This is a genomic window from Arthrobacter oryzae (genome assembly GCF_030718995.1).
Taxonomy (GTDB): Bacteria; Actinomycetota; Actinomycetes; order Actinomycetales; family Micrococcaceae; genus Arthrobacter; species Arthrobacter oryzae_C.
Genome location: NZ_CP132204.1, coordinates 2,271,404 through 2,293,193 on the forward strand (window position 1 = coordinate 2,271,404; position 21,790 = coordinate 2,293,193).

At 66.5% G+C, this 21,790-nt stretch carries 19 protein-coding genes; 13 read left to right on the plus strand and 6 right to left on the minus strand.

The features are described 5' to 3' along the window. Window positions 1-162 precede the first annotated feature (162 nt). The 5 genes from uidA to Q8Z05_RS10520 all read left to right on the plus strand — a co-directional run bounded on the left by uidA (window position 163) and on the right by Q8Z05_RS10520 (window position 8,447). Entirely contained in the window at window positions 163-1,977 is a 1,815-nt protein-coding gene (gene uidA, locus Q8Z05_RS10500) for a beta-glucuronidase (RefSeq protein ID WP_305943391.1), read from the plus strand. Window positions 1,978-2,034: 57 nt separating this feature from the next. Then, window positions 2,035-3,489, plus strand: a complete 1,455-nt coding sequence (uidB, locus tag Q8Z05_RS10505; RefSeq protein ID WP_305943392.1) for a glucuronide transporter — start codon at window positions 2,035-2,037, stop codon at window positions 3,487-3,489. 46 nt (window positions 3,490-3,535) lie between these two features. Beyond that, the gene (gene manD, locus Q8Z05_RS10510) at window positions 3,536-4,765 is read left to right on the plus strand and encodes a D-mannonate dehydratase ManD (protein ID WP_305943393.1); all 1,230 of its coding nucleotides are present in this window, start codon (window positions 3,536-3,538) and stop codon (window positions 4,763-4,765) included. 37 nt (window positions 4,766-4,802) lie between these two features. Then, the gene (locus tag Q8Z05_RS10515) at window positions 4,803-7,082 is read left to right on the plus strand and encodes a gluconokinase, GntK/IdnK-type (protein WP_371745975.1); all 2,280 of its coding nucleotides are present in this window, start codon (window positions 4,803-4,805) and stop codon (window positions 7,080-7,082) included. A 102-nt stretch (window positions 7,083-7,184) separates the two neighbouring features. Beyond that, entirely contained in the window at window positions 7,185-8,447 is a 1,263-nt protein-coding gene (locus Q8Z05_RS10520; RefSeq protein WP_305943395.1) for an FAD-dependent oxidoreductase, read from the plus strand. Here the strand turns inward: Q8Z05_RS10520 and Q8Z05_RS10525 are convergent. Genes Q8Z05_RS10525 through acsA form a run of 5 tightly spaced genes read right to left on the minus strand, consistent with a single transcriptional unit; the run spans window position 8,426 to window position 13,853 of the window. Next, window positions 8,426-8,668 carry an acyl carrier protein gene (locus tag Q8Z05_RS10525; protein ID WP_305943396.1) on the minus strand — a complete coding sequence of 81 codons (243 nt, stop codon included), beginning with the start codon at window positions 8,666-8,668 and terminating at the stop codon, window positions 8,426-8,428. The genes Q8Z05_RS10520 and Q8Z05_RS10525 overlap by 22 nt on opposite strands. After that, complete coding sequence (locus tag Q8Z05_RS10530; RefSeq protein ID WP_305943397.1) at window positions 8,665-10,062, minus strand: dihydrolipoamide acetyltransferase family protein; 1,398 nt, start codon at window positions 10,060-10,062, stop codon at window positions 8,665-8,667. Before Q8Z05_RS10530 ends, Q8Z05_RS10525 begins: the two co-directional genes overlap by 4 nt. Next, window positions 10,055-11,035, minus strand: coding sequence for an alpha-ketoacid dehydrogenase subunit beta (locus tag Q8Z05_RS10535; protein ID WP_305943398.1), 981 nt, complete (start codon window positions 11,033-11,035; stop codon window positions 10,055-10,057). The genes Q8Z05_RS10530 and Q8Z05_RS10535 overlap by 8 nt, the downstream gene beginning before the upstream one ends. Next, the gene (pdhA, locus tag Q8Z05_RS10540) at window positions 11,032-12,033 is read right to left on the minus strand and encodes a pyruvate dehydrogenase (acetyl-transferring) E1 component subunit alpha (protein ID WP_305943399.1); all 1,002 of its coding nucleotides are present in this window, start codon (window positions 12,031-12,033) and stop codon (window positions 11,032-11,034) included. Before pdhA ends, Q8Z05_RS10535 begins: the two co-directional genes overlap by 4 nt. After that, window positions 12,030-13,853: an acetate--CoA ligase gene (gene acsA / locus Q8Z05_RS10545; RefSeq protein WP_305943400.1), complete on the minus strand. Its 1,824-nt coding sequence runs from the start codon at window positions 13,851-13,853 to the stop codon at window positions 12,030-12,032. The genes pdhA and acsA overlap by 4 nt, the downstream gene beginning before the upstream one ends. A gap of 149 nt (window positions 13,854-14,002) precedes the next feature. Between acsA and pyrE the strand changes: the two genes are divergently transcribed. From pyrE to Q8Z05_RS10565, 4 genes are all read left to right on the plus strand, one after another. Beyond that, window positions 14,003-14,575 (plus strand): orotate phosphoribosyltransferase, encoded by a 573-nt coding sequence (pyrE, locus tag Q8Z05_RS10550; protein WP_305943401.1) that lies wholly within the window; start codon window positions 14,003-14,005, stop codon window positions 14,573-14,575. 132 nt (window positions 14,576-14,707) lie between these two features. Then, window positions 14,708-15,526: a GAF and ANTAR domain-containing protein gene (locus Q8Z05_RS10555; RefSeq protein ID WP_305943402.1), complete on the plus strand. Its 819-nt coding sequence runs from the start codon at window positions 14,708-14,710 to the stop codon at window positions 15,524-15,526. A 111-nt stretch (window positions 15,527-15,637) separates the two neighbouring features. Then, window positions 15,638-16,231: a hypothetical protein gene (locus tag Q8Z05_RS10560; RefSeq protein WP_305943403.1), complete on the plus strand. Its 594-nt coding sequence runs from the start codon at window positions 15,638-15,640 to the stop codon at window positions 16,229-16,231. A 50-nt stretch (window positions 16,232-16,281) separates the two neighbouring features. Further along, window positions 16,282-17,325, plus strand: coding sequence for a thioesterase domain-containing protein (locus Q8Z05_RS10565; protein ID WP_305943404.1), 1,044 nt, complete (start codon window positions 16,282-16,284; stop codon window positions 17,323-17,325). A gap of 56 nt (window positions 17,326-17,381) precedes the next feature. Here the strand turns inward: Q8Z05_RS10565 and Q8Z05_RS10570 are convergent, their stop codons facing one another. Continuing rightward, window positions 17,382-18,212, minus strand: coding sequence for an HAD-IIA family hydrolase (locus tag Q8Z05_RS10570; protein ID WP_305943405.1), 831 nt, complete (start codon window positions 18,210-18,212; stop codon window positions 17,382-17,384). A gap of 280 nt (window positions 18,213-18,492) precedes the next feature. Between Q8Z05_RS10570 and Q8Z05_RS10575 the strand changes: the two genes are divergently transcribed. The 4 genes from Q8Z05_RS10575 to Q8Z05_RS10590 all read left to right on the plus strand — a co-directional run bounded on the left by Q8Z05_RS10575 (window position 18,493) and on the right by Q8Z05_RS10590 (window position 21,776). Next, entirely contained in the window at window positions 18,493-19,440 is a 948-nt protein-coding gene (locus tag Q8Z05_RS10575; RefSeq protein WP_305943406.1) for a hypothetical protein, read from the plus strand. 20 nt (window positions 19,441-19,460) lie between these two features. Continuing rightward, window positions 19,461-20,144, plus strand: coding sequence for a TrmH family RNA methyltransferase (locus Q8Z05_RS10580; protein ID WP_371745961.1), 684 nt, complete (start codon window positions 19,461-19,463; stop codon window positions 20,142-20,144). 178 nt (window positions 20,145-20,322) lie between these two features. After that, the gene (fbaA, locus tag Q8Z05_RS10585) at window positions 20,323-21,342 is read left to right on the plus strand and encodes a class II fructose-bisphosphate aldolase (protein ID WP_305943407.1); all 1,020 of its coding nucleotides are present in this window, start codon (window positions 20,323-20,325) and stop codon (window positions 21,340-21,342) included. A gap of 2 nt (window positions 21,343-21,344) precedes the next feature. Continuing rightward, window positions 21,345-21,776: a DUF3151 domain-containing protein gene (locus tag Q8Z05_RS10590; protein WP_305943408.1), complete on the plus strand. Its 432-nt coding sequence runs from the start codon at window positions 21,345-21,347 to the stop codon at window positions 21,774-21,776. The last annotated feature ends 14 nt before the right edge of the window (window positions 21,777-21,790 follow it).

Genomic DNA, 21,790 nt, shown 5'->3' on the forward strand with positions numbered 1-21,790 from the left:
GGGCAGCAGTGTTTTCAATGAACTTTCAACGAATTTATGGCAACCGCTTGCCATTTGATTGCCAAGTGACTAGGATTACAACAAGAGCAAAACCGGCGCCACCCCCGGTCTCCAGATTCCTCCTCCCGGCACAGCCCGCAAAGACGCGATAGGAACCCCCAGATGCTGAAGCCCCAATCCAGCGAAACGCGCGAACTGGTCAACCTTGACGGCCTCTACGCGTTCAAGGTTGACTTCGACCGCGCCGGCCACCGGGAGGAATGGTTCAGGGCACCCCTGGACACCGGACTCGAAATGGGCGTCCCCGCCAGCTACAACGACGTCTTCCCGGACAAGGCCATCCGTGACCACGTGGGCTACGTCTGGTACCAACGCGAAGTCCGCGTCCCGCGCGGCTGGGCGGGGGAGCGCATCCACGTGCGACTCGACTCGGCCACGCACGAAGGCATGGTGTGGGTGGATGAAATCCTCGTGGCGCAGCACACGGGCGGCTACATGCCTTTCAGCGTGGACATCACGGACCACGTCACCCCGGGCAAGGCGTTCCGCCTCACCATCTCGGTCAACAACGAACTCACCCAGGCCACCATCCCGCCCGGCAGCATCACCGTCACCGAAGACGGCCGCCGGCAGCAGTCCTACCTGCACGATTTCTACAACTACGCCGGCCTGCACCGCAGCGTCTGGCTGTACAGCACCCCGGCCGTCACCGTGGACGACATCACCGTGGTCACCGGCTTTGACGGCGCCACCGGCACGGTGGACTACACCGTCGCCACCGCAGGCGGCAGCGGCACCGAAACGGTGACCGTCACGCTCAACGATGCCGACGGCGTCGAAGTGGCCGCCGCGGACGGCGCCACCGGCGCACTGGTGATCAACGACGTCGTACTCTGGCGGCCCGGCGCAGCCTACCTTTACAGCCTCACCGTCCGGGTCCGCGACGGCGGACGCCTGCTGGACAGCTACACACTGCCGGTCGGGGTCCGGACAGTGGAGGTGCGCGGCAAGGAATTCCTCATTAACGGCGAGCCGTTCTACTTCACCGGCTTCGGCATGCACGAGGACCACGTCACGGTCGGCAAGGGCCACAGCAACGCCCAGATGGTCAATGACTTCCAGCTCCTGGACTGGGTGGGCGCCAATTCCTTCCGGACCTCGCACTACCCGTACGCCGAGGAAGTCATGGAGTTCGCCGACCGGCACGGCATTGTGGTCATCGACGAAACGGCAGCGGTGGGCCTCCACCTCGGCTTCGGTGCAGTGTTCGGCGGCATCGCGAAGAAGACCTACGAGGACGGCGGCGTGGACGCCAACACCGCGGCCAACCACCGGCAGGCGATCACCGAGCTCGTGGCCCGGGACAAGAACCACCCCTCGGTGGTCCTCTGGTCCATCGCCAATGAACCCAACGGCTCCGAGGAAGGGGCCCGCGAATACTTCCAGCCGCTGGCGGAACTCACCCGCGAACTGGACCCCACCCGCCCTGTCGGCTACGTCAACGTCATGTTCGACACCCCGGACAAGGAACTCCTCGGAGACCTCTTCGACGTCATCATGCTCAACCGCTACTACGGCTGGTACCTGAACAACGGGGACCTCGAAACAGCGGAGCAGGTCCTGGAAAAGGAACTGCGCGAATGGGAAGCGAAATACGGCAAGCCCATGATCATGACCGAGTACGGGCCGGACACCATGCCCGGCTTCCACTCCATTTACGAGCAGCCCTGGAGCGAGGAATACCAGGCCGCCTTCCTGGCCATGTACCACCGGGTCTTCGACCGCGTGGACGCCATGGCGGGCGAGCAGGTCTGGAACTTCGCCGACTTCCAGACGTCCAACGGCATCATGCGCGTGGACGGCAACAAGAAGGGCGTCTTCACCCGCGACCGCCGGCCCAAACCGGCCGCTTTCGCCCTGCGCCAGCGGTGGACCGCACTGGCCGGCACGAAGAACGGCAGCACTGCCACCCCCTAGCACGTGACCATTTTTCCGCCGGCTCCACGGAGCAGGCACGGGTAAAGGAGCCCAAGCATGAATAAGCCCAGCAAACTCAGCAAGCTAAGCATCATCGGCTACGGCGCCGGGGACGCAGCCAACAACCTCGCCTTCACCACCGCCACCATGTTCCTGCTGGTGTACTACACGGACGTGGCCGGCATTTCCGCCGCCGCGGCGGGCACCCTGCTGCTGGCCGTGAGGATTTTTGACGCCTTCGCCGACGTCTTTGCCGGCCGGGTAGTGGACCGGGCGTTCAGCAAGCGCTTCGGCAAGTTCCGCCCCTTCATCATGTTCGGCTCCATCCCGCTGCTCCTGCTGAGCGTGGCAACGTTCTCCGTCCCGCAGTTGGGCGAATCGGGCACCCTGCTTTACGCCTACGTCACCTACGCGGCCCTCGGGCTGGCGTACAGCCTGGTCAACATTCCGTACGGCTCGCTGGCCGGCGCCATGACGCAGGACCCGGGGGAGCGGGCCAAACTCGGCTCCGCCCGCCTGATCGGCGCACTGCTGGTGGGCTCCGGCCTGGGCATCTTCGTGGCACCGCTGATCAAGCCGGGAGCAGACCTGCAGGGCACCTTCACCACCATCACCCTGGTGTTCGTGGTCATCGGCGCGGCCCTCTATTTCTTCACGGTCCTGACCGCCAAGGAACGGGTCCACCGCGCCGTCCCCAACGTCACACTGAAGCAGAGCGTGGAGACCCTCAAGGGCAACAAACCGCTCCTGATGCTCTGCCTGAGCTCCTTCTTCTTCCTGTCCGGCTACCTCGCACTGACCTCGGTGCAGCTGTACTACCTGCGCGACGTCCTGGGACGGCTGGACCTGTACCCGGTGCTGTCCATCACGCAGCTCGTCCTCACCTTCGTGCTGGCCGGCTTCATGCCCAGGCTGGTCCGGATCATCGGCAAGAAGCGCGTGTACATCTACTCGTCGCTGGTCACGGTGGTGGGCGGAATCATCATCTTCTTCACGCCCGCCAGCCAGGTCTGGATCGGTTTCAGCGGCCTGCTGATCAGCCTCGTCGGCGTCCTCGCCGTCAACATCGTGGTGTGGGCCCTGGAAGCCGACACCGTGGAATACGGCGAATGGAAGACCGGTGTCCGCACCGAGGGCATCACCTACGCGCTGTTCTCCTTCACCCGCAAGACCGGCCAGGCCGTGGGCGGTGCGCTCGCCGCCTACGCCCTGGCCCTGGGCGGCTACAAGTCCGGCGGAGCACAGACTGCCGAGGCCATCTTCGGAATCCAGATCGCCGCGGGGGCCCTCCCGGCCGTGCTGACCATCCTGGCAGTGCTGGTCATGTCCAAGTACAAACTCACCGATGCCATGCACGCCGAGATCCTGACCGAGATCCGGGCCCGCCACGCAGGCGGAGAAGGCGCCGACACTTCAGGTGCCGGCACTGCAGGCGCCACCAGCGACGGCGCCGGCACTGCAGGCGCCACCAGCGACGGCGCCGCCAAACCTCTCTCTTCCACCACCAACTAAGTTCCCCCACTACTCCCCGCCTCAGCCCCGCTTGAAAGGAAAAGCTGTGAAAATCATTGCCGCGGAAGTCTTCGTGACAAGCCCGTCCCGCAACTTCGTAACCCTCCGGATCACCACGGAGGACGGCGTAACCGGCATCGGTGACGCCACCCTGAACGGCCGCGAGCTTGCAGTGGCCGCGTACCTCAAGGAACACGTTGCGCAGCTGCTGATCGGCAAGGACCCGCACCGGATCGAGGACACTTGGCAGTTCCTGTACCGCAGCTCCTACTGGCGCCGCGGTCCGGTGACCATGGCCGCGATTGCCGCCGTGGACATGGCGCTCTGGGACATCAAGGGCAAGATGGCCGGCATGCCGGTCTACCAGCTCCTCGGCGGTGCTTCCCGCAACGGCCTGCGCGCATACGGACACGCCTCCGGTGCGGACATCCCGTCCCTGTTCGACTCTGTCCGCGAGCACCTGGAACTGGGCTACAAGTCCGTCCGCATCCAGACCGCCGTCCCCGGCATCAAGGCCGTCTACGGCGTGGCCGCCCAGGCCCAGGCCTCCGGCGAGCGTTACGACTACGAGCCCGCCGGCCGCGGCGCGTTCCCCGTGGAAGAGGACTGGGACACCCGCGCCTACCTGCGCCACCTGCCCACCGTGTTCGAAGCCGTACGCAACGAATTCGGCCCTGAACTGCCGCTGCTGCATGACGGCCACCACCGCATGACCCCGATCCAAGCCGCCAAGCTGGGCAAGGCCCTGGAGCCTTATGACCTGTTCTGGCTCGAGGACTGCACCCCGGCCGAAAACCAGGAAGCCCTGCGCCTGGTCCGCCAGCACACCACCACGCCGCTGGCCATCGGTGAAATCTTCAACACCGTGTACGACTACCAGACCATCATCAAGGAACAGCTGATCGACTACGTCCGTGCGGCCTCCACCCACTTCGGCGGCATTTCCCCGCTGAAGAAGGTCATGGACTTCGCCGCGCAGTACCAGATCAAGTCCGGCTTCCACGGCCCCACCGACATCTCCCCGGTGGGCTTCGCAGCGCAGCTGCACGTGGGCCTGGCCATCCACAACTACGGCATCCAGGAATACATGCAGCACTCGGACAAGACCAACGAGGTCTTCGAACAGTCCATGACGTTCGTGGACGGCTACCTGCACCCGGGCGACAAGCCGGGCATCGGCGTCGAATTCAACGAGGAAGCCGCAGCCGCGTTCCCGTACCAGCAGGCCTACCTGCCCTACAACCGTCTCGTTGACGGCACCGTCCATGACTGGTGAGGCACCGGCAGTGAACAGCAAACACCGCATCATCGTCATGGGCGTTTCCGGCTGCGGCAAGACCACCATCGGCGACCTCGTGGCCCGCGAACTGGGCGTACCGTTCCTCGACGGCGATTCCCTCCACCCTGTGGAGAACGTCGCCAAAATGGCCGCCGGCACGCCGCTGACGGATGAGGACCGCTGGCCCTGGCTGGCCACGGTCGGCGCCGAGCTCGCAGCCGCCGGAAACGGCGGCCTGGTGCTCGCCTGCTCGGCCCTCCGCCGCAGCTACCGCGACGCCATCCGCGAACAGGCACCGGACACCGTGTTCCTGCACCTGCACGGCAGCAAAGAGGTACTGAGGGCGCGGACTGAAGGGCGTTCGGGCCACTTCATGCCGCCCGCCCTCCTTGATTCGCAGCTCGCAACACTGGAACCGCTCGACGCCGACGAAGCCGGCATCGTGGTGGACATCGCCGCTCCGGTGCAGCAGGTGGTGACCGAAGCGCTCGAGGGCCTTGCCCTCTTGAACGCTGCCGCCGTCGTGAACGCCGCCGGAAACAGCGCCGGTGCCGCGGGCACCCAGCCGCGCCAGTTCGACGTCGACCTTCAGGCCGCGCCGTTCAACCTCGATGACGACGCCGTGGCGTGGGTGGATTCCACCATCGCAGGCATGAGCCTCGAGGAAAAGATCGGACAGCTGTTCATCAACCACAACAACGACTACTCCCCGGAGTACCTCGACGGTGTGCTGGAGAACTACCACGTGGGCGGCATGCGCTACCGGCCCGGCCCTTCCGCCGCCGTGCAGGAACACATCCGTTACGCACAGTCCAGGACCCGCATCCCGCTGCTGGTGGCCTCGAACCCGGAAATGGGGGGAGCCGGAAGCTGCGACGACGGCACGTTTGTGTCCACGCACCTGCAGGCCGGCTCGCATCCGGACAAGTCCATCGCCCGGCAGATGGGGCAGGTTGCCGGCGTGGAAACCGCGGCGCTGGGCTGTAACTGGGCGTTCGCGCCGATCGTGGACATCCACTACAACTGGCGGAACACGGTGATCTCCACCCGGGCCTTCGGCAACACACCGGAGATCGTGGTGGAGCGCGCCAAGGAGTACTTCGACGGCATCAGCGAGTCCCCCACAGCCTGCGCCATGAAGCACTTCCCCGGCGACGGCATGGACGAACGCGACCAGCACGTGGTCACCTCCTACAACACCCTCGGCTACGAGGAGTGGAACCGGAGCTACGGGCACGTGTACCGGGAAATGATCGGCCACGGCGTGCAGTCCATCATGATCGGCCACATCGGGGCGCCGGAACTGTCCCGGCATTTCCGGCCCGGCCTGGCGGACAAGGACATCCTGCCGGCAACGCTGGCGCCGGAACTGCTCCAGGACCTGCTCCGCGGCGAGCTCGGCTTCAACGGGCTGATCCTCACCGACGCCTCGCAGATGATCGGCCTCACCCAGGCTATGAAACGCAAGGACCTGGTGCCGGCCACCATCGCGGCCGGCTGCGACATGTTCCTGTTCTTCCGCAACCCTGCCGAGGACTTCCAGTACATGCTTGACGGCTACAAGTCCGGCGTCATCAGCGAACAGCGGCTGCATGATGCGCTGCGCCGGATCCTGGCCCTCAAAGCGTCGCTGGGCCTGCACCGGAAGCACGTTGGCGAGCTCGTCCCGCCGGCCGAAGCACTCGCCGTGATCGGCAGCGACGCGCACCGCGCCATCGCGGCCGGGATCGCGGACAAGACCGTCACCCTGGTCAAGGACACCGCGCACAACCTGCCCATCACGCCGGAGACGCACAAGCGGATCCGCCTGTACGGCATCTCCGGCGGCGCGGACTTCACCCGGGCTGATCCGCTGGCATACCTGGACACCGTCAAGGCGGAGCTGGAAAACGCCGGCTTCGAAGTGCACCTGTTCAAGACCGCGGACCAGCGCGAGGCGGCAGGGGAGACGGGCGTGAACTTCATGTCCGTCATCTCGGAGGAGGCCACCGGCGACTACGCGGACAAGTACGACGCCGCCTTTGTGTTCGCCAATGTGAAGGGTTTCGCCCAGGAGGCTGCCATCCGGATCAAGTGGTCCACCCCGATGGCCGCGGAGATCCCGTGGTATGTCACCGAGGTGCCCACCGTGTTCGTCTCGCTCAACCAGCCCAACCACCTGATTGACGTGCCGATGGTGAAGACGGCCATCCACGCCCACGCAGGGTCGCCCGAGGCCATTCGGGCGACCATCGAAAAGATCATGGGGAGGTCTGAATTCCAGGGAACGTTTAACGAGAACGTCTTCTGCGATTCCTTCGACACCCGGCTCTAACCGGGCAACAGCGCGAACGGACACTTGCGGCCCTGGAATCCGGGGCTTAAGTGTCTGTTCGCGCTCTGTGCTCCCGCATGCCCGTAGGCGTAGCTTAAAGGCATGGAGCGAACGGGGTGCGCTGTTGTAGGCGGAGGGCCGGCGGGCATGATGCTGGGGCTGCTGCTGGCCCGGGCCGGGGTGGAAGTCACGGTCCTCGAAAAGCACGGCGACTTCCTGCGCGACTTCCGCGGCGACACGGTGCATGCTTCCACCATCCGGCTGATTGATGAACTGGGCCTGGGTGACGGCTTCCGCGATCTTCCGCAGAGCCGGCTGAACAACGTGGCGTTTCCCGTCCCCGGCGTCGGGCTGGTCACCCTGGGTGACTTCGCGTCCTTGAAGCCTCCCTACAACTACATCGCCATGATGCCGCAATGGGATTTCCTGAACTTCCTCGCCACCGAGGCGGCGCGCGAACCCACGTTCACGCTCCTGATGGAGCATGAAGCCACCTCGTTGATGTTCGACGGCGGTCGCGTCACCGGCGTCCGCTACCGGACGCGCGGGGTCGGCGACGGCGCAGGCAGGGAAGGGGCGCTCCACGCTGACCTCGTGGTGGCCACGGACGGGCGGCATTCCGTGCTGCGCCGGGCCGCGGGCCTGCAGTCAAAGGAATATCCCGTGCCCTTTGACACCTGGTGGTTCAAGCTCCCGCGCCATGCTTCGGAAAAAGGCGCCGTGGCGGGCATCGTTCCGGCCTTCCGAGGCCGTGAAGCCATGATCGCGCTGTTCCGGGACGACTACTACCAAATGGGGTACCTCGGCCCCAAGGGCACAGATGCGCGGATCCGTTCCGAGGGAGTGGAACGGTTCAGGGAACGCGTCGCCGCCCTTCGCCCGGACCTGGCGGACCGGGTGGACTCGATCCGATCCGTTGATGATCTTCACTGGCTGGATGTGCGGCTGGACCGGTTGAAGCGCTGGTATGTGGACGGACTGCTGTGCATCGGCGATGCCGCCCATGCCATGTCGCCTGCCGGCGGCGTGGGCATCAACCTGGCCATCCAGGATGCCGTGGCGGCGGCGGCGCGGCTGGCTCCGGCCCTGCTCCGGGGCCAGGTATCCGTGAAGGACCTCGCTGTGGTGCAACGGCGGCGCCAGATGCCCACGGTTGTTATCCAGGCCGTGCAGCGCGTCATGCACCGGGCCGTGTTCGTTCCGTTGTTCGCCGGACGGCGGACAGGGGTTCCGCCCGTACTGCTGTTTTTTGTCCGGCATGCCCCCGTGGTCAGGCGCCTCATGCCGCGGCTCGTTGCCTTCGGACCCCTGCCCGAGCATGCGCCCGGATTTGCCCGCCGCGCTCAGCCGCGGGAGGCGAGGTAGTCGATCAGGCCCTTCACGGTGGCCACGGCGCTGTAGTCGCGTTCAGGGATGTCCACACCGGTGGTTTCGTCGATGGTCTCCACAAGCCTCAGGAAATCCAGCGAATCCAGTTCCAGGTCCTGCCGCAGCCGGGATTCTTCATCGAGGCCGGCAAGGTCCACGTCCGGTGCAACCTGCCCGATGGCCGAGTGCACGGCCCGCCGCGCGTCCTGCTCGTTCATAGCTCCTCCGGTTGTTGCAGCAGTTCGTCGATGCGGGCCAGGAAGCGGGCGCCCCGGAGTCCGTCGCTGACCCGGTGGTCGGCGGACAGGGTGGCAGTAACAGCGGAACGGACACCCAGCAAGCCCTCGTGTGCCCAAGGCTGCTCCATCACCTTCCCCAGCCCCACCATGGCCACCTGCGGCGGATAGATGACGCCGAAAACGGCCTCCACCCCGAGGTCGCCCAGATTCGTGACAGTAATGGTTGGATCCGCCATTTCGGAGCGCTGCAGCCGGCCGGCACGGGCCCGGCTGACAAGATCCCTCAGCTTCTGCATCAGCACGTCAACGGCCAGGGTGTCGGCGTCGTGGATGGCGGGTGCGACGAGGCCGCCGTGCCGCAATGCCACGGCGACGCCGAGGTGCACCGAGCTGCTCGGCCGGAACACTCCGTCGGTGAAGAAGCCGTTGACTTCCGGAACTTCGCGGGCGGCCAGTGCCGTGGCTTTCAACAACAGGGCCGATGCAACCAGCCGCGAGGCCACCGGCCGCTGCTGGTTGGCCAGCAGCATCCAGGCGATGGCGGCGCGCAGGTCCAGCGTGGTGCTGAGGTAGTAGTGCGGGATGGTCTTCTTGGACCGGGTCATCAGTGCCCCGACGGCCCGCCGGAGGCTGGACAGGCGGTCCTCCGCTTCCGACGGCGGAGCCTCCCCGGCGGGCAGCGCTCCCTCCGCGGGCATTGCCTCCCCTGCAGGCAGCGACTCTTCCGTGGGAACGGGCGCGCCGCTCACTGCACGCTGGATGTCACCCTCCGTGACGGCGCCGTCGGGTCCCGTGCCGGGCACGGTGCCGATGTCGATGCCGAGCTGGTCCGCGAGGCGCCGGGCCCGCGGCGAGGACCGGACCCGGCTTGCAGGCGGAGCTGCCTGGGCTGCCTGGGGCACCTTTGTCTCCGTGGCCGGCCCGGGCTTTTCCGCCGCGGCGCGTTCGACGTCGGCGCGGGTGACGGCGCCATGCTTGCCGGTGCCGCGGATCCCCGACGTATCCACCCCGAGCTGGTGGGCGAGGTGCCGGACCGGGGGAGGAACCGGTGCCGCTACCTTGCCTGCTGCCCCGGCCGTTTCCGGAGCCGGTTTCGTCTGCTGCGGCGCCGCCGGGCCCGCGTGACCTGCGTCGTCGGGGGTCTGGGTGATCCGGGCCAGCGGAGTGCCGATCGGAACGGTGGTGCCGACGTCCACCAGGAGCTCAGCCACCACGCCCTCTTCGAAGGTCTCCACGTCCATTACGGTCTTGTCCGTGTCCACCACGGCCACCACGTCGCCCCGGTGCACGAAGTCGCCGGGCTTGACCAGCCACTCCACCATCTTGCCGTGTTCCATGTCCGCGCCCAGGGACGGCATCCTGAATTCACCCACGGGCGCCTACCGCCTCGCGGGCTGCAGCGACGATGCGTTCCGCTGTGGGCAGCGCCGCCAGTTCCAGGTGTTTGGCGTACGGCAGCGGAACTTCGGCGCTGCAGACGCGGCCCACGGGGGCGTCCAGGTCGAAGAAGGCATTTTCGGTGATCCGTGCGCTCAGTTCCGCGGAGATGCTGCCGCTCCGCCAGCCTTCATCCACCACGACGGCACGGTGGGTCTTGGCCACGCTGCCCAGGATGGCGGCGTCGTCGAGCGGGCGCAGCACGCGCAAATCCAGCACCTCGGCGTCGATTCCGTCGCCCGCGAGCCGGGTGGCGGCGTCGAGCACTGCCGGCAGCGTTCCGCCGTAGGTGATGATCGAGATGTCCTTGCCGGGACGGCGGACCGCTGCCGTGCTGATGTCCACGGGGCCGGCGTCGTCCGCGAGTTCCCCGGCCACGTTGTACAGGGTGCCGTGCTCGAAGATGAGTACCGGATCAGGGTCTTCCAGCGCCGTCCACAGCATTCCGCGGGCATCTTCGAGGGTTGCAGGGGTCAGGATCCGCAGGCCGGGGATGTGCGCGTACCACCCCTCGAGGCTGTGCGAGTGCTGGGCGCCGAGCTGACGGCCGGCGCCCGTGGTCATCCGGATGACCAGCGGCACGTTGAACTGGCCGCCGGACATGTGCAGCAGGGTGGCCGCGTTGTTCACCAGCTGGTCCAGCGCCAGCAGGCTGAAATTGACCGTCATGATCTCCACAATGGGCCGCATCCCGCCCAGGGCCGCTCCGATCCCTGCGCCTACGAAGCCGGATTCGGACAGCGGGGTGTCCCTGATCCGTTCCGGACCGAACTCCTCGAACAGGCCAAGGCTCACGGCGAAGCAGCCGCCGTACGCGCCAACATCCTCCCCCATCAGGAACACCCGATCGTCACGCTGCAGGGCATCCCGGATGGCTGCCCGCATGGCCTCCCGGTAGGTGGTCTTCATTGCGGGCCCCGCTCGCTGTAGACGAAGCGCGTCAGGTCTTCCACCGGCTCCAGCGTGCCGGCCTCGGCAAACTCCACGGCCGCCTTCACTTCGGCCTCCACGTCCTGCTGGATGGATTTCCAGTCCTTGTCGGTCAGCTGCCCGGCGGCTTCCAAGGCGTTCCGGAGCTTGTCGATCGGATCGCGCTCCATCCAGCGGGAGACCTCCGCCTTGTCCCGGTACCGTTCTGGATCGAACATGGAGTGGGCCCTGAATCGATAGGTCCGGAGCTCGAGGAAATGCGGCCCGCCCCCTGCCCGGACGGCATCCACCGCGCGCCGGGCAGTTTCTTCGACGGCGAGCACATCCATCCCGTCCGCGGACCACGAGGCGATCTCGTAGCCGGCCGCCTTGAGGGCGATGTCGGTCTGCGATTCGGAGCGGGCCAGCGCGGTGCCCATGGCGTACAGGTTGTTCTCGCAGCAGAACAGGACAGGCAGTTGCCAGAGCGCGGCGAGGTTCAGGCTTTCATGGAATTCGCCCTCGGCCACGGCGCCTTCGCCGAAGAAACAGGCGGTCACCCGGGAACGCCCGGACATCTTGTCCGCCAGGGCCAGGCCCACGGCCAGCGGCAGCCCGCCCGCCACGATCGCGTTGCCGCCGTAGAAGCGGGTGGCGGCGTCGAACAGGTGCATGGAGCCCCCGCGGCCCCGGCAGCAGCCCTCCACGTAACCGTACATTTCGGCCAGGATGGCTCCCGCGGGCACACCGCGCAACAGTGCGTGGCCGTGTTCGCGGTACGTTGCCACCACGGCGTCGTCCGGACCCAGGGTGGCCATGACTCCGGCGGCCACTGCTTCCTCACCGATGTAGACGTGCAGGAATCCGCGGATCTTGGCCGCGCTGTAGAGCTCCACGCACTGCTCCTCGAGCCGCCGTACCCGCAGCATCTGATGGAGCAGGTGCCGCGTATGGTCGGAGTCCCCGCTTGCCGTTCCCCGCGCTGATGTGCCGGTCATGCCGGCGCTCCGGGGTAGCGGCCGGGAGGTGACTCGATGGTTGAGGTGTCGCCCTCGGGCAGGCCGAGTTCGCGGGCTTTCAGGAGCCGCCGGAGGATCTTGCCGCTCCGGGTCTTGGGCAGCGCGTCGGTGAAGTCCAGGAGCCGGGGGGCCACCGCGGCGCCCAGCCGTTTGCGGGCAAAGCCGATGATGTCCAGCTTGAGCGCCTCCGAGGGCTGCCACCCGGTGCGGAGTTCCACGAAGGCTTTGACCACTTCGCCGGCAACGGGATCGGGGACGCCGATCACCCCGGCCTCGGCCACGGCTTCGTGCTCCATCAGCGAGCTCTCCACCTCGAACGGGCCGATCAGGTGCCCGGAGGACTTGATGACGTCGTCGCCCCTGCCGACGAACCAGAAGTACCCGTCGGCGTCCTGCTTGGCCAGGTCTCCGGTGAGGTACCAGCCGCCGGCGAAGCAGCGCCGGTACCGTTCGTCTTCGTGGAGGTAGCCGCGGAACATGGACGGCCAGCCCGGCCGGAGCGCCAGTTCGCCCACTGCATCAGGCTCGGTGAGCAGCACGGCCCCGCCGTCCCGGACCACCGGCTTGCCGTCCTGGTCCCGGGCCACAATCGCGGCCTCGACGCCGGGCAGGGGCCGGCCCATGGAGCCGGGCCGGATCTCCATGGCGGGGTAGTTCGAGATCATGATGCCGCCGGTTTCGGTCTGCCACCAGTTGTCATGGACGGGCTGGCCGAAGGCCTCCTGGCCCCACACCACCACTTCGGGGTTGAGCGGCTCGCCCACGCTGGCCACAAACCGCAGGGCGGACAGGTCGTGGCCTGCGGCATGGCCGGCCCCGGCCTTCATCAGCATGCGCAGGGCGGTGGGGGCTGTATACCAGACGGTGACGCGCTGCTCGGCGAGGATCCGGTACCACCTGTCCGCGTCCATCTCCTCCTCGTCCACAATGGTGGTCACGCCGTGGGTCAGGGGAGCGATCACGCCGTAGGAGGTGCCGGTGACCCAGCCGGGATCGGCCGTGCACCAGTAGACGTCCTCCGGGTGCAGGTCCAGCGCAAAGAAGCCGGTGGCGCGGTGGGCGGTGACGGCGTCGTGAACATGGATGGCCCCTTTAGGCGTGCCGGTGGTGCCGCTGGTGAAGTGCAGCAGGGCCATTTCTTCGGCGCGGGTCGAGGCGGTGTCCCGCGGCCGGGTGTCCCGCATCAGCTCGGCCAGATCCAGCGTTCCAGGGTCCGGTTTGCCTTCGGCATCGATCAGCAGCACGTGCTCCAGCTCCGGCAGCTGGTCCCGCATCGGGGCGACCTTCCGCCGGTACAGTGCCCGGGTGGTGACCAGGGCGCGGCCGGCCCCCAGATGAAGACGCTGCCGGACGGGCTCCGGTCCAAAGGCGGAGAACAGGGGGCAAAACACGCTGGCGTTCTTGAGTGTTCCCAGCACCGCGATGTACAGCTCCGGGCTGCGGCCCATGAGCGAAAAAACCCGTTCCCCGCGGCCGATGCCCAACCCGTGCAGGACGCCGGCAAACCGTCCGGTCTGTTCCGCCAGCTCCGCGTAGGTCAACGAGCGGGCGGTGCCGTCGGCGCGGATGAAACGCAGGGCTTCGTGGCCTGCCCGTTCGCCGGCGGCGTGGCGGTCCACGGCCTCGTAGGCAATGTTGACGCCGCCGCCGGGCATTCCGGACAGTTGGCGCCGCGCCTCTTCCCAGGAAAACGCGGCGCGGCTCGCGTCGTAGTCCACCATGTTCGGACGGACGGCGAGGCCGCGGATGTCCTTGGGGATTGCGGGCCAGCGGGTGGATGGAGCGGTTCCGGCCGTCATGATTCAATCGGACTCCTCGCCGGGGGGCATGCATAGAGTAGAAAGTCCCGTGGCCTTTCCCTGGCCCTTCTCCCACCTGTTTCTCCCGCCCGTTCCCCTGCGGCGGCGGGGACGACGTCACAAACTGCGGAGCCACTAAACTGGACCCCATGACTGCTCTGCTTGACGCTGCTGCCGCCCGTGCCCGCCTGCTTGAACTCATCAAGGAACTCGCCGTGGTGCGCGGCAAGGTGATCCTGTCCAGCGGAGCCGAGGCCGACTACTACATCGACCTCCGCCGCATTACGTTGCACCACGAGGCATCCAAGCTGGTGGGCCAGGTCATGCTCTCGCTGATTGACGACGCCGGCATCGACTTTGAGTGCGCAGGCGGACTCACCATGGGTGCCGACCCCGTGGGCACCGCCGTGATGCACGCCGCCGGGGACGCCGGCCGGACTGTGGACGCCTTCGTTGTCCGCAAGGCGCAGAAGTCCTACGGCATGGGCCGCCAGGTGGAAGGTCCTTCGGTGGAGGGCCGCAAGGTCCTGGTGCTCGAGGACACGTCCACCACCGGCGGTTCCGCACTCACCGCCGTCGAGGGTGTCCGCAAGGCCGGCGGAAACGTGGTGGCCGTCGCCGTCATCGTGGACCGTGACACCGGCGCCAAGGAAAAGATCGAAGCCGAAACCGGCGTTCCGTATTTGTTCGCCTTCGGCAAGGACGAGCTCGGCCTGAGCTAGCGGGCGGGTGCCTGCCGCCGCTGCCGGCGGGCACGATTCAGCCTGAAGCTCATTCCGCTTGGCTGGCTGAGAGGCGTGACCCTACAATTTGTGTAGCTCAAATTCAAGTCACGCTCCTGGAGAGAACGCGCCATGCCTCCGTTGAACCCAGCCCCCACCACCGTCGACCAGATCCAGAACCTCATTCTGGAGAGCGCCGATTTCGAGGACTTCCTCAACGAACTGGCGCGCTTTTCCGCGCACCAGATGGCGGGCGACGGCGACGACGCACTCTGCGGCATCACCCTGCTCCGGGACCGCAAGGCCGCCACCATCGGCTGGAGCAGCGATTCGGCGCGCGAGGTGGACGAGATTCAGTACAGGCTGTCCCAGGGACCCTGCCTGACCGCCGCGCAGGAGGAGCGGGAGGTCCATGTCCCGGACCTTTTCGAAGAGGACCGCTGGGGTCCCGACTACGCCAACGCCGTCGCTTCCCACGGCCTGCGTTCGGTGCTGTCACTTCCCTTCAGCCTGCAGGGGGAAGCCAAGGCAGCGCTGAACCTCTACTCGGATGTCCCGCGCAAGTTTGACGACAAAGCGGCGGCCCGCGCCAGGGAGTACACCCGGGAAATCTCGCAGGCGCTCCGCCTGGCCGTCAGGTTTTCGTTGCACACGGATAGTGCCACCAACCTCCGCGCAACGCTGGAATCCCGGACCACCATCGACATTGCCATCGGCATCGTGATGGCGCAGAACCGCTGCAGCCAGGAGGCGGCAGTGCAGATCCTGACCGACGCGTCCAGCAACAGCAACGTCAAGCTGCGTGACATCGCCAAGTCGCTGGTGGATTCGGTTGGCGGGGCGGGCACCCGGACGCACTTCGAGGAGCCGGGGCAGGGCCAGGACCGCGGCCAGGACCGCGCTGAGGGCCGAAGCCGGAACCGCCGCGAAGGCCGAAGCCAGGCCGGTTAAGGGTATATCGGGCAAACAGTGGGCAAACCGCAGGCTTGTGGTGCCGCCCCGCTGAGGATACGCTGTCCAAGGTTGAGCCGTCGGCCATAGACACCCTTTTTTGGAGTACCTATGGACCGCAAACTGCATGCCCTCGTTAAGCTGGACGTCGCCGCCGATATTGTTCGGATCGACATCCGGGGCAGCCTCAACCAGGATTCCCGACCCGCCCTGGTGCACGTCATCCGCCGTATCCGCCGCATGGGCCTCACTGCCCACATCCGCGTGGATCTCTCCCGCGCCTCGTTCGTGGAGTCGCCCGCCCTGGTGGGACTGCGCAACGACCTCAACGCGATCGACGGCGGCACCTCCGACGGCGGGATTGCGGCTGGATCTGGCGTTTCGCTCGAATTCATGCCGCGGCCGGTCGCCCCGGCCGCTGACGCTGAAGCGGGCTTGAAGACCGTGGAAATCACCGGGGAATTCGCGGCCTCCATCGACCCCTCGGGCTGCGGACCCCTGGCCCAGTACTCCGACGATGAACTCCTCGCGGCCAGCGACTGCGTTTTTGGGCTGCTGGACGATCCTGCCGCGATCGCCGGCTCAGAACTGTTGGGGCAGTACGACGCAATCGGGAGGGAACTCACGCGGCGGGAGAGTGCCAAAGCCACCCGGGCGGATTCCACGGACGCCCTGCCGGTAGTTCCGGCCGAGCCCGTGATCTAGCAGGTTTCACGGGTTTCATATCCGGCTTCGGCTGTGGCTACGGTAGAGGTGTGCCGCATGTCCAGGAGCCACCACAGCCTGAGGGCGGCCCCGGATCAGCCGAGGGCCGCCTCCTCAAGCATGCCGCCGAGCTCAAGAGATTTTCCCGGCGCAATTTCCTGATCGGGGCCGGCGCGGCCTCCCTACTGGCCACCGACATGTTCTTCACCCGGCACGTCCAGCAGGAGCGCCGCACCAACAAGATCCTGACCGTCAGCGACGACTTCGCGGAGAGCTACTACCCGAACGCCAGCTGGATCCTGTTTCCCGGCTACAAGACCAGCTGGGAGGAAGCGCAGTGGATCCTCAACTCCCTGCGCGGTGCCCTGAACCAGCGCGGCCAGCTGGCCGCCGTCGGCTATTCCAACGAGGGGCTGGACATCGACCAGATCGTGATCTCGGTGATTGAACACGTCCGGGCGAAGCAGCTGACCAGCCTCTATTTCTACGGACACAGCTTCGGCGGCATGGTGGCAACCCAGGTGGCCGCCCGCCTGCGCGAACTCCACGGCGTGGAAGTGGAATTCATCCTGCTGGACTCCAGCCCGTACAGCAAGTTCGATGTCCTGGACCAGAGCTGGTTCGAAGGCGTGGTGGTGCTTTACGAGGGAGGGTTCCGGGTGCCCACCGTGCTGCGCGGGGGCTATGAACTCGGCGAACGCATCGCGCACAAGGACGAACGGTCCTGGCGCCAGGTGGTTGACCAGAGCATGGAGCAGTTGTCCCCGATCGCCCCGTCCAGCGTGCTGATCCAGTCCGAGTCCGCCTATATCTATCACTTTGACGCCACCCGGTTCGCCGGCAAACTCGGCGGGACACGGATGGCCTTCATCGGCAACCCCCGCGACGGCACCGTGAATTACCGGACCGCCCGGGAGTCGTGGGCTCGGACGTTTGAAGCCAACATGGTGTCCAACGACCGCCGGACCGACGATGCCCTGCCGGCGCACGCCAGCCCGCAGTGGAACCCGTTCGTCTACCGGCCCATCCTGCAGGACCTGCAGGACGAGATCTTCCCGTTGCCTTCCGGCGGGCCCAGGATGACTGTTTACTGAGGCTGCGGCCTGCGGCCTGCGGTCCGGCCCGCGGCGGCGCCCGGTCCGGCTTGGCGCTAGATCTGGCTCTTGAGGTCAGCCACCGAGTTCAGGATCTGGTTGGGGCGGAAGGGGTAGGCCGCGATGTCGTCCTTGTGCGTGATCCCGCTGAGGACCAGCACCGTGTGCAGTCCCGCTTCCATGCCGGCGATGATGTCAGTGTCCATCCGGTCGCCGATCATTGCGGTGGTCTCGGAGTGGGCATCGATCTGGTTCATGGCCGAGCGGAACATCATGGGGTTCGGCTTGCCCACAATATAGGGCTCCCGGCCGGTGGCCTTGGTAATCAGGGCCGCGATGGCTCCGGTGGCGGGCATGGGGCCGTCCTTGGACGGGCCGGTGGCATCCGGGTTGGTGGCGATGAACCGGGCACCGGCAAGGATCAGCCGGATGGCCATGGTGATGGCCTCAAAGGAGTAGGTGCGCGTTTCGCCGAGCACCACAAAGTCCGGGTTCTGGTCGGTGAGGATGAAGCCTGCCTCATGCAGCGCCGTCGTGAGCCCCGCTTCACCGATGGTGTAGGCCCGGTTGCCGGATTCGGAACCGCGGACCTGGTCTTTCAGGAACTGTGCAGTGGCCAGGGCCGATGTCCAGATGTTCTCCTCCGGGATTTCCAGGCCCGAGCTCTTCAGGCGCGCTGCGAGGTCGCGGGGCGTGAAGATGGAGTTGTTCGTGAGCACCAGGAAGCGCTTGGAGGTATCCACCCAGCGCTGGATCAGTTCTGCTGCGCCGGGGATCGGCTGGTTTTCGTGGACCAGGACGCCGTCCATGTCAGTGAGCCAGCACTCGATCTCCTGGCCGCTTCGGTAAACCGCTGCCGATGAACGTACTTCGTCTGATTTTGCCATGTAATCCTCCAACGCTGATGGGCCGGTTCCGGGTCCCAGTCTGTCATTTATCGGGCGGCGGAACATCCGCGGACCGAAGAATGACGGACTCGGCCGCGGCGTTTCCGGGCTGCCCCCGTCCGTTAGGCTCGTAGCTGGCGCCACGGTGCCAGCGGCCGCGGACCGGGGGATATCTGCGGCTGTTTGTTGTGCCGGCATGGGCCGGCAGGTCCCCGCCGCCGGACATCACCTGGCATCCCGGGAACCACAGGATGCCTGCAAGCACCTGAAAGGGCCCACCATGAGCAACAACCACAGCGCACCGCCGCCGCCCCACTTCCAGCAGCCCTACCCCACACAGGGTTTCCCGCCGCCACCGCCGCAGCCGCCGCGCAACAACAGGAACCTGGTCATTGTGCTGGGTGCCATCGCCGCTGCTGTGGTCATTGCCTTGGTGGCCGTATTCGTCTGGGTCATTCCGGCGTTCAGCAAACCGCAGGCAGGGGAGAACCCCGCACCGGTGGCGCCCTCGGAAGTCGCATCGGAAATGGCGGAGGAGAGCACAGCCCCCGAGGCGTCCGCCACACCGTCGGAGGGTGCAGGCTCGGACGACATGCCGGCCGGGGCGTTCCCGCTTCCGCAGGGATGGGATGAACTGCAGGGACCGGACAACGTCCCGGCCGCCGACGACCCGCTCTTCAAGCGCTTTGTCACCGGGGAATCCTCCTTCACCTACCTGGGGTCGTGGAGCAGCGACGACACCTTCGGGATCACCACGGACCCGGTCACCGGCGCCCCCATGCAACAGGTCGCCAAGGGCACGGAGGAACGAGACGGTGACGGCATCTCCACGGCGTTCGCCTTCTTCGCGGAAGCAGAGGAGGGCAAATACGGCAAGGAGCCCGCAAAGGTCCAGGCAGCCATCAAGGACATCGAGGCAAGGCTCAAGGCCATCCCCGCCGCCGAACTGCCGCAGCACCTTGTGGGCCACAAATGTGCCAGCGATTTTGATCCGTCGACGCCGGAAATCCGGGAGTTCCGCCGCGCGGCCGCCGTGGTGGTCCGTTTCACCTGCACCAACGCCGGGGGCGACGCCATCCGGGCCGTCAACCTGTTTACCGTGACTCCGTGGGGCACGCCGCAGATGATGGGCGTCAGCGGACACGAGGGCTATTGGAGCGCCAACCCGGAGTTGCTGGAGAAAATCGGCAACTCCTACCGCGCCAACCGCTGGAAACTGGACAGCTGAGCCGCGGCTAAAGTTGAAGCGTGACTGACCCCGAGACCCCAGCCCTGCCCGTCCTCCCTCACGGTTCCCCCACGGGGGAAGACGCGGAACCAAAGGCGGAGGTCGGCGTCGGCCCCTGGGAAGGCGAGCTTCCCGAAGGCGGGCACTGGGACCCGGACCTCCTGGCTGACGGTGACCGCCGCAACGTGGTGGACAAGTACCGCTACTGGAAGCATGAAGCCATCGTGGCGGACCTGGATTCCAAGCGTCACGAGTTCCACATCGCGATCGAAAACTGGCAGCACGACCTCAACATCGGCACCGTGGTGCGCACCGCCAACGCGTTCCTCGCCAAGGAAGTCCACATCATCGGTCGACGCCGGTGGAACCGCCGCGGGGCCATGGTCACCGACCGCTACCAGCACGTCCGCCACCACCCCACAGTGGAGGACTTCGTGGCGTGGGCGCAGGGGGAGGGGCTGGCGATCATCGGGATCGATATCTTCCCCGATTCCGTGCCGCTGGAAACCTACGACCTCCCGAAGAACTGCGTCCTGGTGTTCGGCCAGGAAGGTCCGGGCCTGACACCCGAGGTCCACGAGGCGGCCCTGGATACCCTGTCGATCGAACAGTTCGGCTCCACCCGGTCCATCAACGCGGCGTCCGCGGCGGCCATCGCCATGCACGCGTGGATCCGGCGCCACGTGTTCAGCCAGCACGTCTAACTGCCGCCGAGACTGCCGCGAAGTGCCACTTCGGCGCAGCGGGCCCTGTGCAAAGTGTTACCCGGCCAGTGACCCGAAACACTGCCCCCGCGCAGAAATGGCTAGGATGGGTGCTAGCCGACGAGGTTCACTCCAGGGTCAACACAACCCGTAGACGAAATTCACTTTAGGAGTCAGCATGCCCATTGCAACCCCAGAGATCTACTCCGAGATGATCGACCGCGCAAAGGCGGGCGGCTTCGCTTTCCCCGCCGTCAACGTCACGTCCTCGCAAACGCTGAACGCGGCCCTGCGTGGTTTCGCCGAAGCCGAGTCGGACGGAATCGTCCAGGTTTCCACCGGCGGTGCGGCCTACTGGTCCGGCGCCTCCACCAAGGACATGGTTGCCGGTTCCCTGGGCTTCGCGGCGTTTGCCCGTGAAGTGGCCAAGAACTACGGCGTCAACATCGCGCTGCACACCGACCACTGCCCCAAGGACAAGCTGGACGGCTTCGTCCTGCCGCTGCTGGCAGCTTCCGAGGCCGAGGTCAAGGCCGGACGCAACCCGATCTTCAACTCGCACATGTGGGACGGCTCCGCCGAGACCCTGCAGGAAAACCTGCGCATCGCCCGCGAACTGCTGGAGCGCACCGTTGCCGCCAAGATGATCCTCGAGGTCGAAATCGGCACGGTCGGCGGCGAGGAAGACGGCGTCGAGAACGAGATCAACGAGAAGCTCTACACCACCGTCGAAGACGCCCTGGCCACCATCGATGCCCTCGGCTCCGGCGAGAACGGCCGCTACATCACGGCCCTGACCTTCGGCAACGTGCACGGCGTGTACAAGCCCGGCGGCGTGAAGCTGCGCCCGGAGATCCTCAAGGACATCCAGGCCCAGGTCGGTGCGAAGATCGGCAAGGACAGCCCGTTCGACCTCGTGTTCCACGGCGGCTCCGGCTCCTCGGACCAGGAAATCGCAGACGCCGTTTCCTACGGCACCATCAAAATGAACATCGACACGGACACCCAGTACGCCTACACGCGTCCCGTGGCAGACCACATGTTCAAGAACTACGACGGCGTGCTGAAGGTCGACGGCGAGGTCGGCAACAAGAAGACCTACGACCCGCGCGTGTGGGGTGCTTCCGCTGAAGCCGGACTGGCAGCCCGCGTGGTTGAGGCAACCAAGCAGCTCGGCTCGGCCGGAAAGACGTTCTAATCATGTCCGACGAGTTCCGCAGGAACCTGATGGGTCCGGAGCCCACGCTCCTGCCCGCGGAGCCCGAGATCTACCAGCACCTGGCGCTCGGCCAGGAGGCTGTGGATCTCGTGGCGAAGCACCCCACGTCCTCCCTCCTGTGGGCCATCCTGGCCGAGGAAGCATGGAACGAGGGCAGGACCATCGAGTCCTACGCCTACGCCCGTGTGGGCTACCACCGCGGCCTGGATTCGCTGCGGCGCAACGGCTGGCGCGGCGTGGGACCCATCCCGTGGGAACACGAGCCCAACCGCGGCTTCCTCCGCGCCCTGTACGCCCTGGGCCGTGCGTCCTCGGCCATCGGCGAGGCAGAGGAACCGGAGCGCGTTGAGAAGTTCCTCAATGACTCCGATCCCACTGCCAAGGCGGCCATCGAGGGTGAAAACCTCAACTGAGTTAACGACGGCGG

Coding starts and splice junctions, on each gene's coding strand:
- Q8Z05_RS10535 (WP_305943398.1), bottom strand. CDS start 11,035: ATGAAGACCACCTACCGGGAGGCCATGCGGGCAGCCATCCGGGATGCC.
- Q8Z05_RS10520 (WP_305943395.1), top strand. CDS start 7,185: ATGGAGCGAACGGGGTGCGCTGTTGTAGGCGGAGGGCCGGCGGGCATG.
- uidA (WP_305943391.1), top strand. CDS start 163: ATGCTGAAGCCCCAATCCAGCGAAACGCGCGAACTGGTCAACCTTGAC.
- Q8Z05_RS10555 (WP_305943402.1), top strand. CDS start 14,708: ATGCCTCCGTTGAACCCAGCCCCCACCACCGTCGACCAGATCCAGAAC.
- Q8Z05_RS10575 (WP_305943406.1), top strand. CDS start 18,493: ATGAGCAACAACCACAGCGCACCGCCGCCGCCCCACTTCCAGCAGCCC.
- acsA (WP_305943400.1), bottom strand. CDS start 13,853: ATGACGGCCGGAACCGCTCCATCCACCCGCTGGCCCGCAATCCCCAAG.
- Q8Z05_RS10570 (WP_305943405.1), bottom strand. CDS start 18,212: ATGGCAAAATCAGACGAAGTACGTTCATCGGCAGCGGTTTACCGAAGC.
- Q8Z05_RS10515 (WP_371745975.1), top strand. CDS start 4,803: ATGGGCGTTTCCGGCTGCGGCAAGACCACCATCGGCGACCTCGTGGCC.
- uidB (WP_305943392.1), top strand. CDS start 2,035: ATGAATAAGCCCAGCAAACTCAGCAAGCTAAGCATCATCGGCTACGGC.
- pdhA (WP_305943399.1), bottom strand. CDS start 12,033: ATGACCGGCACATCAGCGCGGGGAACGGCAAGCGGGGACTCCGACCAT.
- fbaA (WP_305943407.1), top strand. CDS start 20,323: ATGCCCATTGCAACCCCAGAGATCTACTCCGAGATGATCGACCGCGCA.
- Q8Z05_RS10560 (WP_305943403.1), top strand. CDS start 15,638: ATGGACCGCAAACTGCATGCCCTCGTTAAGCTGGACGTCGCCGCCGAT.
- Q8Z05_RS10525 (WP_305943396.1), bottom strand. CDS start 8,668: ATGAACGAGCAGGACGCGCGGCGGGCCGTGCACTCGGCCATCGGGCAG.
- Q8Z05_RS10590 (WP_305943408.1), top strand. CDS start 21,345: ATGTCCGACGAGTTCCGCAGGAACCTGATGGGTCCGGAGCCCACGCTC.
- pyrE (WP_305943401.1), top strand. CDS start 14,003: ATGACTGCTCTGCTTGACGCTGCTGCCGCCCGTGCCCGCCTGCTTGAA.